Source organism: Dyadobacter alkalitolerans DSM 23607, assembly GCF_000428845.1.
In the GTDB taxonomy this organism is placed as follows: domain Bacteria; phylum Bacteroidota; class Bacteroidia; order Cytophagales; family Spirosomataceae; genus Dyadobacter; species Dyadobacter alkalitolerans.
Map to the genome: position 1 here is coordinate 1 of NZ_AUAS01000032.1, position 15082 is coordinate 15082.

13 protein-coding genes are annotated in these 15082 nt (G+C 46.2%); 1 reads left to right on the forward strand and 12 read right to left on the reverse strand.

Annotated elements, in window-relative coordinates; all coding sequences use genetic code 11:
- Window positions 1–195: 195 nt before the first annotated feature.
- From G395_RS0126430 to G395_RS30630, 7 genes are all read right to left on the reverse strand, one after another.
- Complete coding sequence (locus tag G395_RS0126430; protein WP_211237811.1) at window positions 196–1764, reverse strand: AAA family ATPase; 1569 nt, start codon at window positions 1762–1764, stop codon at window positions 196–198.
- A gap of 105 nt (window positions 1765–1869) precedes the next feature.
- Window positions 1870–2682, reverse strand: a complete 813-nt coding sequence (locus G395_RS0126435; RefSeq protein WP_026632772.1) for a hypothetical protein — start codon at window positions 2680–2682, stop codon at window positions 1870–1872.
- A gap of 1 nt (window position 2683) precedes the next feature.
- Window positions 2684–4024, reverse strand: a complete 1341-nt coding sequence (locus G395_RS0126440) for a DNA methyltransferase (protein WP_084439903.1) — start codon at window positions 4022–4024, stop codon at window positions 2684–2686.
- Between the two features lie 68 nt (window positions 4025–4092).
- The gene (locus G395_RS0126445) at window positions 4093–4572 is read right to left on the reverse strand and encodes a hypothetical protein (RefSeq protein ID WP_026632774.1); all 480 of its coding nucleotides are present in this window, start codon (window positions 4570–4572) and stop codon (window positions 4093–4095) included.
- Between the two features lie 12 nt (window positions 4573–4584).
- Window positions 4585–7818, reverse strand: a complete 3234-nt coding sequence (locus G395_RS0126450; protein WP_026632775.1) for an error-prone DNA polymerase — start codon at window positions 7816–7818, stop codon at window positions 4585–4587.
- 19 nt (window positions 7819–7837) lie between these two features.
- Window positions 7838–9337: a Y-family DNA polymerase gene (locus tag G395_RS0126455; protein ID WP_026632776.1), complete on the reverse strand. Its 1500-nt coding sequence runs from the start codon at window positions 9335–9337 to the stop codon at window positions 7838–7840.
- A gap of 3 nt (window positions 9338–9340) precedes the next feature.
- The gene (locus tag G395_RS30630; RefSeq protein ID WP_051350431.1) at window positions 9341–10078 is read right to left on the reverse strand and encodes an ImuA family protein; all 738 of its coding nucleotides are present in this window, start codon (window positions 10076–10078) and stop codon (window positions 9341–9343) included.
- 70 nt (window positions 10079–10148) lie between these two features.
- Between G395_RS30630 and G395_RS0126465 the strand changes: the two genes are divergently transcribed.
- Window positions 10149–10973, forward strand: coding sequence for an XRE family transcriptional regulator (locus tag G395_RS0126465; protein ID WP_026632777.1), 825 nt, complete (start codon window positions 10149–10151; stop codon window positions 10971–10973).
- Window positions 10974–11023: 50 nt separating this feature from the next.
- Here G395_RS0126465 and thpR read toward each other — a convergent pair whose 3' ends face one another.
- The 5 genes from thpR to xth form a co-directional block, all read right to left on the reverse strand.
- A complete protein-coding gene (thpR, locus tag G395_RS0126470; RefSeq protein ID WP_026632778.1) occupies window positions 11024–11563 on the reverse strand; it encodes an RNA 2',3'-cyclic phosphodiesterase in 540 nt (179 codons plus the stop codon).
- Between the two features lie 49 nt (window positions 11564–11612).
- Window positions 11613–12437: an SOS response-associated peptidase gene (locus G395_RS0126475; protein ID WP_026632779.1), complete on the reverse strand. Its 825-nt coding sequence runs from the start codon at window positions 12435–12437 to the stop codon at window positions 11613–11615.
- A 423-nt stretch (window positions 12438–12860) separates the two neighbouring features.
- Entirely contained in the window at window positions 12861–13406 is a 546-nt protein-coding gene (locus G395_RS0126485) for a hypothetical protein (RefSeq protein ID WP_169720099.1), read from the reverse strand.
- 178 nt (window positions 13407–13584) lie between these two features.
- Window positions 13585–14121, reverse strand: coding sequence for a hypothetical protein (locus G395_RS0126490; RefSeq protein ID WP_026632782.1), 537 nt, complete (start codon window positions 14119–14121; stop codon window positions 13585–13587).
- A 281-nt stretch (window positions 14122–14402) separates the two neighbouring features.
- A partial coding sequence (gene xth / locus G395_RS0126500) for an exodeoxyribonuclease III (protein WP_026632783.1) occupies window positions 14403–15082 on the reverse strand: 680 nt, incomplete at its 5' end.

The following is a 15082-nucleotide window of genomic DNA, read 5'->3' on the forward strand; positions in this document are numbered from 1 at the left end:
AAAAAGTACGGACTTTCTACTTTTTTTATTTCTTTGTAAGTCACTAACATTCATGATGTTACTATTTAAGTGTACACTAAAAACAGTAACATATGGAAAGTTATATACTTTTGTTATGTTAAATAGGAAATTTAACAGTACTCTACATAGCGTATCAATTAGGCCCAATCTGATTTACTCTAATCGATAATATAATTATCTTGGAGAAATAGTAGGAAGCAAAGTTCTTAACTGATCGCTAATCCCGGGAACTGAATTATTACCCAATACGCGAACTATCCAACTTTCAAATTCAGGCTTCCTTGTGTTTTTCATGTGTTGAGCAACATAAGCGAGAAGGCCCTTATTGTCATAAAGTGCCATCAAGCCAGGAATGTCGCCGTTTGAAATACAGCTATTAATCTCACTCATTCTTTTATCAGCTATCGCCTGTATGTCTAACCCTCCAGTTTCAGCAGCATATTTTGTAACGATTTCTGAAATGCTAGAAGCTTCACTAAGATCAATTCTTTTTAACACTCTATCTATTCGACGCCTACAATACTGAGCGACCCTCATTTCTATGTTTTGTGGTTTTTGCGCCTGTGCGATGATTGCGTTATTCATCGCATCCAACCTAGTATCAAGATCAGTGCCTTCGTATCCCTCATGTGTGCCAATTGCTTTTGCTATCTCGGGCAGAAGAAAAAGATTCTCTATTTCGCTAACAGGCAGCACCTTAACCCCTAAGTTATCTAGATATTCAATCTCTGATTGGTCGTAATCATCAGCGTCAACAATTCCAGCACATGTTATTCGTGTAAGAAATTCGTTATTCCGCATGGTGATAACAGCGTGAATAACTTCCTCACAAGAATTTCGGGGAATAACCGTCCACTGCGGATAGGAGCTTCTGTAAACGGCATAATCTAAACTGGATGTTATACCTTCGACAAAGAGAATAGGTTTGCGACTACCAAGTATTTTAGTAGTAATTTCTTCGTTAAAGCCAGTCTCTGGTACTTGCTCTATGATCCAAGTACCGGAAGGATTATAATCACGAATAACGTATTTCCGCCCTGTACGAGAAGCTACAAATTCTAAATCATGTGAAATCAAAATTAATGAGCAGTCTGACCGCTCTGCTTCAAGCGCATCCCACAATTTAGACATGATTGCCCGATGAATATGAAGTTCGGGTTCGTCAAATATTAGTACAGAGTTTTCATTTGCACACAGTGTTTGCCCTATTAGATAAAATACTGCGCGCTCACCATCACTCATGTCCCCGGCCTTATACGGTGTATCAATATCACTCCCAGATACGGTTATATCATCACCTGTAATAACTAGACTTCGATGAGAAATAAGGCTTTCCCAAATTTCTTTTAATCTCTCAAGGTTTGTTCTTTCAGCAAGTTCTGTAATCCCTGCTCGATTTTTTTGATGGGTATCGAGAGCCCTAATGCTTTGTTCAGCAAAAAGCGTTTGAACGAGAAAATCATAATCATTCAGTAGAGACACCGCTCCATTAGACTGCCATCGGTGACCAGGCCTATAATCCAGATTAGAACTTGGATCAGTGGCACCCATTCTAAGGCCCTTTGTTGCCTGAGCCATACTGATCTTAGCTACGCTGGGATTAAGATTTAATGCTCTATGTGCAGATATTCGATGTGCATCCGTTCCCATGACATTCTCAATATATACCGCGAGACGTGTTTTACCTCCTCCATTTGCGCCAACAAATAAAGTAGATGATCCAGGTTCAATTATGAACTCCATTTGTCCCGATGGTGTAGGTACGGAGAAGGTATGGACAGAAGGCATAGAATAAAAATTGATGATTACGAAATGCGTCGAGTTGCTAGGTGTTCTTTAAATGTCATATTAAACTGTACGGGATTTATAGCTTTCTAACTCTTCATTAGTGAGTTCACTCAGCTGCACCAAACGATAATGTTTCTCCGTCGATATTTTTATTCCGTCTGAAGTGTTTTCAAATTCAAAAATTGCAATGCTTCCATCAGGCATAAACTGTGCAGCAATGGGCTTGCAAATCAGACTTGGGAATTTCGCCTCACAGAGTGCAAAATCCTGCTCGATCTGGATCACACCTAAGATGTCCCTTCCACCTTTCGCTTGAACAGGAATAGCGTAGTGCGCTCCGCGCTTGTCGATTCCAATATACAATTCGTCAGTTTCGACCTGGCCAATACCAGGAACGGTAGTACGAAGATGGTTTTGTAAGGAGTAACACGTTAGCCCAGTAAAAATGTCGATCAGGCGATTATATCGCAACATGGCCAACAAGCTTTGCTCATCGTTGAGAGCATACCGTTGAATCACGCCAGGTGTGCTATCAGGAACCTTAGTTTCAGCCATCATTTCAGATGGCTTTATTTTGCCCAAGGACTTGGTCAAAGCGAACTGGTAAAGTGAGCGACCAACAGAACGAATTACCCATTCTTCGCCCTCGGGAGCCAATTGCCGAATACTTTCTGGTAATGCTCTACGATACCTAAATGTATAAGGGATATCGCCCAAATTTTTGGCTGCAGATAGCCCCAAACTCACCGCCATTTCCGTTAATTGCTCACGCGGAAAATCCACGGTTCTTGCACCTTCGGTGTAGTTCTTATTAAAAATGCCAAGAATAACTTGTGAATATAAGTCTTCTCCTACCTTTTTCTCTTTTGCCATTTTATTTTCCCGGCCAACGTAAAACAACAACTTCTTCCCGGAGCTCCTGCTTTGTAGCAGTAGCGAACCGAGTGCGGAATAAATCAATTCTCACTAATTCATAGCCCAACTTCTCTGCAATTTGCCCCAAGATTTGGCCCGTCGGAATTAGCACCTGAAAATAGGATGCTTGATCTCCCACAACGTACCCCAACATAGCACCTGGTTTGAGCAGTGGCTTTAGGGAGTCTAGGTGCTTCGCCATACCTCCAAAGTAAAGCTCGGTGACTCTGGCATATAGCTTTTCAAACCCTGACGTTTTTCCAAGCTCAATACGGCGCGCCTCGATACGCGCAGCAAGGTCTTTCACTTCTGGCGTGTTACTAATCCAGGCATCATCATCATCGGCTTTATAAACGCTCCGTGTATTGGATCGAACAAAGGACTTTTTCACCTCTCGCAATGCCTCTTTGCTATCAATAAAGCCTAAAAGCACTGATTCTAATCGTGTTGTGCGAGAATAGTCCTTTTCGTTTGGATAAGGAGGGGATGTTATGACAGCATCAATTGAACCTGGGGCAATCAATTTTTGAATCTCTCGAGCGTCGCCGTGTATAATCCTTGCTGGTGGATATGATACAGCATTTATCTCTCGCAAATCGGCTGCCATTTTATTTATCTCTGCCAACCAGGGCCGCAATACAGGTTTGTCTTCGATAATTTTGCCTACGCCAACTTCTGGCCCAAATCGCAAATTACTCATGGAGAACACCAAAGCTTTGGCTAAAGCTAAGCGTAAATGGCTGTAACCCTCGGCTTTTTTATGTTCATCTATAACCTTGATGAGCGTTAAAACCTTGTGCATGGGTATGGGACTGATTGAATCTGTCAGCAACAATTTGTGCATTTCAGGAGAAAGCGTTTTCAATGCTGCTTGGCCACCGACATATGGCAAAATATCGTTAATGCCTTCCGCCTTTAGGCGCTTTTCTACTTTGGCCGCTATCTGGTTTGCGGTTGAGACCAAAACATCAGGATTTACGCTCCAATCTAGTTTCACTGTTCCAGCAAAGTGTGCCATTGGGTTCGCTTCGATCCCAATAGCATTTAACCCACTTAGCTTAACCTCAACTACTGTCGTTCCTGTTCCGCAAAACGGGTCTAATACTGTCGCTCCTTTCCCTAATCCAAAATCTTCAATGTAACCCCTGACTAAATGAGGGGGAAATGAAAGAACAAAGCGATACCAGTCATGAAATGATTTATCGTTCTGCGCTAATTTATTGGCGGTTCCATTATCAAGGCTTCCCCAAATCTGTATTTGCTCTCCTGTGTCCACCGGGGGAATCGCTTCTTTCAACATTCAAATCTCGTTTGGATAATTTACAATATTACGATGATTAGACAGAAGAATAGCATCCTGAGCAACTATCATTTGGTGATTAGTTCCCAGGCCTCCCATTGATACTGCTCCCCATTTGATACGATGTGGGCCATCAAGTGCCCGTCTTCAAAAGTAAGTTCGATACTGGTCTTTTCATCTGGAACAATGCCAGTCTTGGCAGCTAGAAATGAGTTTATGTTCTTCTGATAGTGCTTGAAGACCCTGGATTGCCAATCTCCTTCTTTAAACTTGCTTACAAAAACGACGTACCTGGGGTCATTAAAGAGCTTAGAAAACTTACCATGCTCAGTTCGTGCGTCCAACATTCGCCCTTCCTGTGCAGTCAGCTTTGCTGCATGTTTTTGGGCGGCCTTCTGGTCTTGGTAGGGAGTTGCTATAAAAGCCTGGCCGTCTGGCAATCCCGGCCAACTGAAGCGCTGCACAACAAAAAAATATTTACCACTATGCACCACATCTTTTAGAGTAGGCATATCCAGGACCAAAAAGGGGTTGTAAGATGCAGTCATATGCTTGGCTGTTTATTTAAAATTTCGGCCTGATGGGAAGATTTCCAGTTGGACGTCCTTCTTTCTTACCTGCGTTTTCTTGTTTATTGCCGCTGATGCATATTCATCTTTTTCGTCTGCACGCGAAAGCGTTTGAACGTCCGGATCTGCACCCGTCGCGGAATTCATCTCCCGAAGCAGTGGGGACATATCATAGCAGTGACGGACAATCACATGAACGACTTCACCTTCAATCTGCAATTTACCTTCTACCATCAGCAGGCGCGCGCGCAAAACCTCTTTGCGGTACTTTTCAAAAAGGTGCTGAAAGACAACCAGGTTAGCGACGCCGGTCTCGTCTTCGATGGTAATAAAACAAACCCCGCCAGCGGTTCCAGGCCTTTGACGGACCAGCACCAGGCCAGCAACACGGACAATTGTTCCTGCTTTACGGCTAGATAGATCTTGGGTGGCAACTACCCGCTTGGCCAGAAGCTGCTGACGGACAAAACTTACCGGATGCGCTTTAAGCGAAAGGGAAGTAGATGCGTAATCCTGCACGACATGCTCGGCCGGAGTTAGCTTTGGAAGCTGGACTGGTTGTTCAAATTCGCTCTGCGACTGCTGACCTGTAAAAAGCCCAAAAGGCCGGTCGGCAAGCGCGGTCGCTTCCCACATGGCCCGCCTCCTGTCAAGCCCCATGGAACCGAATGCATCGGCATCGGCTAGCTTTTCAATAGCGCCCTGTGATACGCCTGCATCTCGCACCAGGTGGATGGATGCATAAGGCTGCGATCTTGTCGCCACAAGCAGCTCCATTTCATCCTGCCTGATCCCTTTTACCTGCCGGAAGCCCAGCCTAATCACTTTATATTTCCCTTCGGCTGCTTCCAGCATGTTGTCCCAAAAAGACAAATTGACATCAACCGGCTTTACGACTACCCCATGCTTTCTGGCATCAATGATGATCTGGGCGGGCTGGTAAAAACCCATGGGCATACTGTTAAGCAGCGCAGCTGCAAAAACATCTGGATAGTAACATTTAAGCCAGCAGGATACATAGACTAACAGAGCGAAGCTTGCCGCATGGCTTTCCGGAAATCCGTAGCTACCAAAACCTTCCAGCTGCCGGAATATCCTTTTTGCATATTCTTCCGAGTACCCCCGCGAAGTCATACCATCGATCAGCTTCTTTTCAAATTGTGATACCATTCCGCTAAGCTTAAAGGTTGCCATGCTGCGTCGTAGTTTGTCGGCTTCTGCCGGCGTGAAGCCTGCGGCAACGATGGCAATCTTCATGGCCTGCTCCTGGAAGAGCGGCACCCCAAGGGTCCTGCCCAGGATTGCTTCCAGCTCTTTGGAAGGGTACTCGACGGCTTCTTCTCCATTGCGGCGACGTAAGTACGGGTGCACCATATCGCCCTGGATCGGCCCGGGCCTAACAATGGCCACCTCAATGACCAGATCATAAAAATCCTTGGGCTTCATGCGCGGCAGCATCGACTGCTGCGCGCGGCTTTCGATCTGAAATACACCTATCGTATCTGCATGTCCGATCATATCATATACCACGGGATCATCCTGCGGCACATTGGCCAGTGTTAGGGCAAGACCGTAATGCTGGGCTGCCAAATCAAATGCTTTCCGGATGCAGGTCAGCATCCCCAGTGCAAGGACATCGATTTTCAAAAAACCAAGCGTATCAATGTCGTCCTTGTTCCACTCGATGTTGGTGCGGCCCGGCATTCTGGCATTCAGGATCGGGCAGAGATCCGTGATCTTGCCTTGGGTAATAACAAAACCACCCGTGTGCTGGCCCAGCTGGCGGGGAAAGCCCATAAACTGGCGCGTCAGGTCCAGCACCTTTACAAGATGCGGGTCATCTGCATTGAATCCCTGCTCGGTGATGCGCTTGCCTTCAAACCATTCGTCGGTAAACTCCCAGATAGAGCCAGATAGCCGGTTAATCGCATCGACAGACATACCCATTGTTTTGGCCACATCACGGATCGCCCCTTTTTGGTGCTGCTGGGTTACGGTAGCTACAATCGCAGAACGGTCACGTCCATACTTTTCATAAATGTACTGGATAACTTCTTCGCGCCGCTCATGCTCAAAGTCCACATCAATATCCGGGGGCTCATTTCGGGCTGATGAAATAAAACGCTCAAACAACAAATCAAACTTGGTGGGATCAACACTGGTAATGCCCAGGCAAAAGCAGACCGTTGAGTTGGCCGCCGAGCCGCGCCCCTGGCACAGTATGCCTTGTTCCCTGGCAAACCGCACAATATCATAGACGGTCAGGAAGTAGGCAGCATAATCCATCTCGGCAATGAATTTCATTTCGTGGTTGATGGAGCTTACCACCTTTTCAGGCAGGGGGTCACCGTAAAAATCCCTGGCACCTTTCCATGCCAGATAAGTAAGTTCTTCTTGCGGGCTGCGGCCCTCAGTGGTGATCTCTTCTGGATATACGTATTTCAGACTATCGAGCGTGAACTGGCATGCATCGGCAATCTGCTGGCTGCGGCGTATCGCATCGGGGTATGCCCGGAACAGGCGCATCATCTCTTTTTCTGGTTTTAAATACCGCTCCGCATTTTGGTGCAGCAAAAAGCCTGCATTGTAGATCGTGCACTTTTCACGGATACAGGTCAAAACATCCTGCAACTGCCGCCGCTGGGGATGATGATAGTGCACATCGTTAGTGGCCACCAAAGGGATATCGAGCCGATCTGATATTTGCGAAAGGCGGAAAAGTTTTTTAGCATCATTGCCCAGGTAACCACGACTGGCCGAAATGTAAAGCTGATCACCCAGCGCAGCGCGGTAATCTTTAAGCGCCCTTTCAAAGCCAGGGTCAAAATCAAAATCTGAATTGAGCTCATCAGGTGCAACAACAATGAAAATGATTCCTTTGCAATGCGCGTATACATCCCTGCGGTAAAGTGCGCATTTACCTTTCTCTGTACGCAGGTTGCCTGTTGAGAGAAGCCCTGACAGGCGGGCGTAAGCGTCCTTATCTGTTGGATATGCAAGAAGGCTCGGGCCATCAATCAAATCAAGCCTGGCTGCGGGGATAATCTGGATGTCTTTCTCACGCGCTGCAGCATGTGCCCGTACGATCCCAGCCAGGGTGTTGCGGTCAGTGATGGCTATTTTCTTGTAGCCAATTGCGCATGCATATTCCACCAGCTCCTCAGGATGTGAGCCGCCCCGCAGAAAGCTGAAATTTGTCGTTACCTGTAATTCAGTATAAGCCATGCCTGGATTTGTTTAAGACTTATGCAAAATATCCGTGTATGAACCATTCAGGTTTGTTATCATCCTGGTAGTGGCCGAGCCGGAATATCCAGAAGCGGGCCCCTGCTTCATCTTCAACTGTATAGTAATCGCGGTGCAGGCCTTCCTCTATCCACCATTCCTGTTCAATACGCTCGGGGCCATCTGCCCTTTTGATCTTGTGGACTTCTCCCTGATAGCGGAAAAGCATGGGCGGGTAATCCGGGACCGGGGCTGAGACATATACCCTTTGCGGTTCTGTTAGCAAATGCACCGGTCTGGGCCGGTCCGTGCGCCAGGCAGTCTGCGGCTGTTCTTTTAAAGAGGCTGCTTCAATGGTGCAGCGCTCCGGCCAGTAATGCTGTGCGGGCAGGTAGCGGTGGCTGATGTCAGGGCCCGCTCTTGCAACCAAACGGTCAAGCAGCTCTGCAATTTCCACCCACTTATTTGCTGCACCGATGTTAAAGAGCTGGTCTTGCTGCTCTCCGAGTGGCTCTACAACTGGGGCTTCCAAAACAAAAAGCTCAATGCCAAGAGCTGGCTCGATGGTTGGGATTTTCAGTTCAAAAAGTTTAAACAAGTGTCCGGCGCTGCAACTTGCAAAGCTGGTGCCGATCTCAACCTGCCGCATTTCACCGTCGATCCGGTAGCATTTGAGAACCGCCTTGCGAACGCCTTGCCCTTCTTTAACAAGGCGGCTGCAAAGCATTTCCAGCAGTTTCTGAATAGCAATCTCAATGCCGGGGGCTGTTCTGATTGGCTCCATGCAAGGTAGCCGCTCCTGGAAGGGCTCAGGTGGCTGGATCGGCTCAAATCCTTCATGGACATGTCCCAGTGCCTGCCCCAACCGGTCCAACAGCGGCTGGCCAAAACGCCTTCTAAGTATCGAAGGGGAGATATGCACAAAGCTTTTAATTTGGTAGAAACCCAGCTTATACATTTTTTCGACAGTGATCTGGTCTAACCGTAGCGCGGTCGGTGGTAAGGCAAGCAACGCATCGAGCTGCGCGCCAGGGGCAACAATACGCTCTGTTTTACCATAGCGGCAAACCGCCCAGGCCGCAGCGATGGTATCTGCCATGGCCGCGCGGACCTCATAGCCACTGCCTTTCAAACGGGCAACAATATCTTTCAGATAAGCCATCTCTCCACCCCATAAATGAGCGCACCCGGTTGCATCCAAAATCAGTCCGTCATGCAGGTCAATCCCTGCAAGCGGCGTATAACCAAGTGCCCACTTTGCCAGGGCATTAAGCAGTTTTTCAGCCATCTCTGCATCATCCTCAATAACCTCTAATGATGGTAAAACTGCCCGCGCATCTGCTACAACCATACCTTCCACAATCCCGCATGCCTGGGCCTGGGGGCTGGCTGCTTTAACAACCACACGGCCGCGAGCGGGCGCAGCCAAAACAAAGGGAGTGCCTGCAAGCTCGGGCCGTTTTAGCACAAGCCTGTCAGTGGTCAAATTTGGGAACCATATGGATACATAGCGTGCCATCCCCTACCCTGCTTGAAGCAGTTGGCCCTTATCCTGGCCATCCTGCGTTATGATGGATTTTAAATTCTGATCTTGCCATTGCACCTGCCAGCTGCCAGGTTGACCGTTACGTATTTTTAGCAGCTGCACATTCCAGTGGGGATGCCCTATTCCAGGGAGCCCCTCTTGGCTGCCCGCCGGCAGTGGGCTAATTTGCCACCGGCAAACAGCGGCGACCGGGTTCATGCTGCGTGGGCTGACCCTATGCAAAAGGCCCGTCACCTTACTCTGCTCACACGCAAGTTGAAGCCTTCGGGATGCTGTCAAGCCAATCTCCTGCACCTGGCCCACTACTGCTGAAAGCGCATGACAGCGAAGCCCTTCCTCGATCATCCACAGTAAGTCACGCTCTTTTTTCACATCTATGAAAATGACCCTTTCAGGCGCTACGCCAAAAAAACTTAAAGCTGGTGGGAAAACAGTGCGCTGCATCCCGACCCAAAGGCATATGCCATCCTGCTTCATTAAAAAGCCTGCAAGGGCAGCCATAAAACCGCTGGTTGCTGCGGATTGTCCTGCATCCGTACTGATAAATTCATGCATCGCCCCAACTGGAAAAGCGCCTTGCGGAAAGGCCGCCTGAATTGGCCCCAATCCTGTCCCCATTTGTTTATGATGTGAAGCCACACGCACTCCCTGTAAGGAAAGGATCTGGGCTCTCAACCTGGTTATCAGCTCATTTTTATCAGTTGCAGTTTCCATATCATAGCATTTATTATTAGTTTTGATATTATTAATACCAAAGATGTGATTTCAATAATAACATTATGCCATGACAAGCGCAAGACTTTTTTTCCACACCAACATCCGTTTCCTGCGCGACCGCAAGCGGCTGACCCAGGAAGATTTTTCACAAAAACTGGGTTTAACCCGCGTTAAACTGGCTTCCCTTGAGTCAGGCAGGACAGAAAATCCGACCGCAGCTGACCTGATGAAATTTTCAGATTTCTTTCATATCAGCATCGACACCCTTTTTCGGGTAGACCTTACCAAACTCTCTGAATTAAAGCTGCGGGAATTGGAATCGGGAAGTGATGTTTATATCACCGGCAGCAATTTGCGAGTACTGGCCATCTCAACTGATCAGACAAGCAAGGAAAATGTTGAGTATGTGCCAATCAAGGCTAAGGCGGGCTACCGCCATGGGTATGCTGATCCAGACTTCATTGCAAAGCTTCCCAAGTTTTCTATGCCTAACCTTCCTGCTGGTGGCACTTTCCGGATGTTTCCTACCATTGGTGATTCCATGCTGCCCCTTCCGGAAGGCGCTGATGTGATCTGCCAGTTTGTGGAAGACTGGACACAGTTGAAACCTGGCACATTATGCATTGCCATGCTGCGCGGCGAGCAGGATTTTGTCTTTAAAAGGCTAACAGTGGATCCGTTAAACAAAATGGTGTTTTTAGAATCACTCAACCCATTGTACGAGCCTTATCAGGTTGTGGCCAGTGATGTATTGGAGATCTGGAAATACCATAGTTATCAGTCGAAGGACCTGCCAGAGCCAGTTTCACAGATGCACCACATTGCCCAGACGGTCAATGAAATATTAGAGAGGATGAAAGTCGTGGAAGAAAAAGTAGGGGGCTCATTGTAAAATAGTATTTCCCGGATCAAGTCCAGAAATGTATCAAGAATTGACAACAATTACGGGTTGGCACCTACGGACGCAACGTGCGTGTATTGGGCGGCAAACTTAAACTGAACACTATCATACAACACAATTTTAAATGCTTCAAACTGAAAAGGTTCTGGAAACTGATGGCCGATAATAGCTTCGGCCATTTTAATTTCCGCAGCTTTCAAGTTGCGGCATAAGGTAATATGGGGTACAAACGTGGGGTATTGCTCGCTGCTATATTCGGGAAATAATGCTTTCACCTGATTGTTTAATTCAGTGAGCGCCTCTAAGCCATCAGCAACGCTAAGATAAACAACATGAAGTTTATCCTTTTTATAGAACCCTTGGATGCCGTCAATTGAAATGAGAAACGAATCAAAGCTGATCGTTTCGAAACGGTTCAATACTCTCGCCAATTCGTTGACAGTACCTAAAAATAGAAGTGTAATGTGGTAGTTTTCCAGTGCCTGCCTTTTGAGAAAAGCCAGATCAGGAAGCTGCTCTTGAATTTGCTCCGCAGTGTCCAGGCCCACGTCCACACCAATAAATAAACGATTAGGTCTCATTTCTCAAAAGTAACCGTTTTTCACGAGCATGACCGTATTCAGAGGCTGATCAAAATAGCGACATTTGGGCCGGTTTGAAAGTACCCGGATTGTCGAGCATTTCAATTTCAGGATACGTTACCAGGTACGGTATTTCTGTCGGGCTCTGCTGAAACTTTTGATTGATTGTTTCCGCTACCATCAGCTCATGTGGCAATTGAAATGTAGCAAGTTCCGTAATTCGCTGCTCGGTCAGATCCTGCATTGCCCACTCCCATGCTAAATCATCAGGAAGGATCGTCGGCATCCGCTCTTTGGAGTTATGGACTTTTGCGGTCAGCTCATTTGCGTCCGTCGTAACCATTGCTAATGTATCCACGTTCTCTCCGGTGTCTTGGTCCGTCCAGTTGTTGTAAACACCAGCTATATAAAAATATGGCCGGTCTTTGACCATGATTTGGTAGGGAAACTTATCGGGCGTTTTAAGATTTTGACCAGTCCTTTTATTTTTCCTGTAAATATGTCGCCACTCGTAATACCGGTCGGAAATGATCAAGCACCTTCGTTCCAGCGCAGACCTTCGAAACATTTTCTCCCTGCCTTTTTCATCGATCAGCAGCAGCTCCTCACCTTTCGCATTTTCGGTGTCATATTTTTTCCGGAATTCTTTCGCCTGAGCCCTGTTACGGACGTTGCTTGGTAGGTAGCTCCATTCCATCGTTACAATATCAAAATTAGTTTTATCGGCCGTTGGTTTTATCACTGCAAGTGGGGCACACTCGATTGCATTTACAACGGGTCTTTTCAAAGCATCAATGTCTTTGATAGCTTTTTCCAACTTCATTAATTCAATAAACTCAACCTTGGTTACCCTCTGTCCGTTGTAAACACACATATCACTTCAAGCTTTTAAAATGTTTCACTATTTCCGGACCAATTAACTGGGCTTCCGGCATCCGGCCCTCAGGAATCGATGTCCATACTTTTTTATCGTACAAGTTCACTAACCTGGTCAAAACCAGCTCTGGACGTTTATCCGGAAATGTCACAATAAACAAGACCCTATCATTTGCGTTTCGGACCGATATATTCAGAACTTGCCCTTCTACTGTAACTTGAAAATCGTCGGCGTTGAACATAACATTAAATATTAAACTTAAGTGCTGGCTGCTTGGGAGTTGGGTTTGTGCTCACAACTTAAAGCAACGCTTAGCTCTCTTTTTTACATTAATTTAGCCTTATTAGGTAACCTTCTAACAACAATTCTCTTCCCCCATGGGGTTGCAAACGATGTGGTCAAAAAAGCTTCACTGGAGCGCTACAATGCTTTAAGTTCAAAGTTATCAGGGTCAACCACAACTTTCATAGTGTCTGAGTGCGTCTGATGAAATCCCCCCTGAAGAACATAGATTTTGAATGCTGCTTGGCCGGATGCCGGCTTGTAAGAGCTCAACATAATTTTTTGACTTCTGGGACGCATGTCAATATCAGTTATCTGATATAAACCTGCCGGTACAACGAAAGAGGGGTTTTGAAGCGAGGGAACCTGGTTGGTAATAAAACGCTTCATGATATTTTCATCGAGTGGAATGTTATAATACTCAAAAAGACCTTTTATCTGGTCGGATATTGTGCTCCTCAGTGAATCCACACCCATTTTTCGTTCCAGTGGTACACCAAGCTTAACAAGTGAATCAAAGGTGCCTTGCGCGTAAACAGACGCATTCTCATCAAAGTGTTTAGGACAATCAGGGCATTGAACTAGCGTTCCTGGCTGCATGTAAACTACATCACCTATCTTCAAATATCTGTCATCTCGAAAATTTCTAATACTAGCCATGTACATTGTTTCTCTTAATACCATCAAAGAGATATTAAAAATATCAAAACAGTTTACATGTACTATTATTATTGTCTATAAAATTAAGAAATGTAATGACATGGAGCCGCTAACACAGCAACGTGCCCCATGTTGCTCTCTTTATTTTGAAACTATTTGGTGATGACAAGCTTTAAAGCCGGCATTGCCATCATCACCATGATTACAAAGTTGAAAATAAGGGCAGAGTTTCTTGGATTAGCGGAAAGTCAAGCACTATAGAGCCCGTTGCTTCATCTATAAGCAAAAGGCGGCTAACAAGAAACGACTTAACGCGCTTAGGTTTAAAATGCGACATCGCCTCCATTGTTTCATCGTATGAGGATGGAATTTCACTTGCAACGAGCCATTCTACATCTTTGATCGGCATCATTCCAATGCCCTGGACAAGCGACTCCTTAAAGGTATTATACTGCTTGGTTTTTTTAATGGCTAGTGAAAGCGCATACGGGTTTTCCCGGTTCTGGTAACTTCTGGTTTTGAAAGATCCGAATTCCAGTTGAAACTGTCTCAGCGATAACCCTTCCAAGATTTGGCGGTAGCTTTCAATAGCATCACCAACTTCCGATTGACCAATAAGCAAGCACTGCTGTGTAAAACCAGCAAACCCCACCAAAGAGGAAAGAAGATTACCAACGATATCCTCGCGTATTTCATTTGAAATGGGGATTGCAACATTTACTTTCCTGACGTTTTTCATTGGAATAGGTTTACTCTTCGTAGATAAAGCCTTAGAGTGCCTTCAAATATTGCAGAAGGGCTCCGATTAAAACATTAACCATTCTTGGGTTTATTTTTCAAATCATCGAAATACTCCCTGGCTTTCTTTAAGCCAGTTGCAATAGCAATGCCTTCGTCTGTGCCATCAAGCAGCAAGGCATTGGCAATCTCTACCGCTTTTTCCCGAATTTTAAGCGGTTGGTTTTTATAGGATGGTGGTAATCTCCATTATACCAAGGCATAGCAATATTAGGTTAAATGTTAGTTTTCATCTTCTAAAAGCTCGATCCATGCCGGTGCATGGTCACTTGACTTTTCCCATCCACGCACATGCGTGTCAACACCTGCCCCGATCAGACGGCCGGCAATCTGAGGGCTTAGAAGCAAGTGATCAAGGCGAAGGCCAGCATTGCGGCCATAGGCATCTCGAAGGTAATCCCAGAACGTGTATACGGTTTCCTGCGGGTACAAGTGCCGAATAGAATCTGTCCATCCTTGGTCAACCAATTCTTTATATGCATTACGGGCCTGTGGGAAATAAAGTGCATTGCTTTCCCACCGCTCAGGCTTATAAACGTCCCTTTCTGTGGGTATGACGTTATAGTCCCCTGCCAAAACAACTGGGACTTCTTCGGAAAGCAGGTATTTTGCATGCTTCTTTAATCTTTTCAGCCAAGCAAGCTTGTATTCGAACTTAGGCCCCGGAGCCGGGTTGCCATTAGGCAGGTATAGGCAGCAGACCAGCATCCGGTCAACAATTGCTTCTATATAGCGGCTATGATCGTCCTGACCATCCCCAGGCAATGTATTTCTGACTTCTTGAAGCTCTTTTCCCTTTGCTAGGATAGCGACACCATTCCACATCTTTTGCCCATGCCAGACAGCATTATAACCAGCTTCCCGCAGCGCTTTTTCGGGAAATTTGTCCTGCGGTGCTTTCA

Coding starts and splice junctions, on each gene's coding strand:
- G395_RS0126430 (WP_211237811.1), bottom strand. CDS start 1,764: ATGGAGTTCATAATTGAACCTGGATCATCTACTTTATTTGTTGGCGCA.
- G395_RS0126435 (WP_026632772.1), bottom strand. CDS start 2,682: ATGGCAAAAGAGAAAAAGGTAGGAGAAGACTTATATTCACAAGTTATT.
- G395_RS0126440 (WP_084439903.1), bottom strand. CDS start 4,024: ATGTTGAAAGAAGCGATTCCCCCGGTGGACACAGGAGAGCAAATACAG.
- G395_RS0126445 (WP_026632774.1), bottom strand. CDS start 4,572: ATGACTGCATCTTACAACCCCTTTTTGGTCCTGGATATGCCTACTCTA.
- G395_RS0126450 (WP_026632775.1), bottom strand. CDS start 7,818: ATGGCTTATACTGAATTACAGGTAACGACAAATTTCAGCTTTCTGCGG.
- G395_RS0126455 (WP_026632776.1), bottom strand. CDS start 9,337: ATGGCACGCTATGTATCCATATGGTTCCCAAATTTGACCACTGACAGG.
- G395_RS30630 (WP_051350431.1), bottom strand. CDS start 10,078: ATGGAAACTGCAACTGATAAAAATGAGCTGATAACCAGGTTGAGAGCC.
- G395_RS0126465 (WP_026632777.1), top strand. CDS start 10,149: ATGACAAGCGCAAGACTTTTTTTCCACACCAACATCCGTTTCCTGCGC.
- thpR (WP_026632778.1), bottom strand. CDS start 11,563: ATGAGACCTAATCGTTTATTTATTGGTGTGGACGTGGGCCTGGACACT.
- G395_RS0126475 (WP_026632779.1), bottom strand. CDS start 12,437: ATGTGTGTTTACAACGGACAGAGGGTAACCAAGGTTGAGTTTATTGAA.
- G395_RS0126485 (WP_169720099.1), bottom strand. CDS start 13,406: ATGGTATTAAGAGAAACAATGTACATGGCTAGTATTAGAAATTTTCGA.
- G395_RS0126490 (WP_026632782.1), bottom strand. CDS start 14,121: ATGAAAAACGTCAGGAAAGTAAATGTTGCAATCCCCATTTCAAATGAA.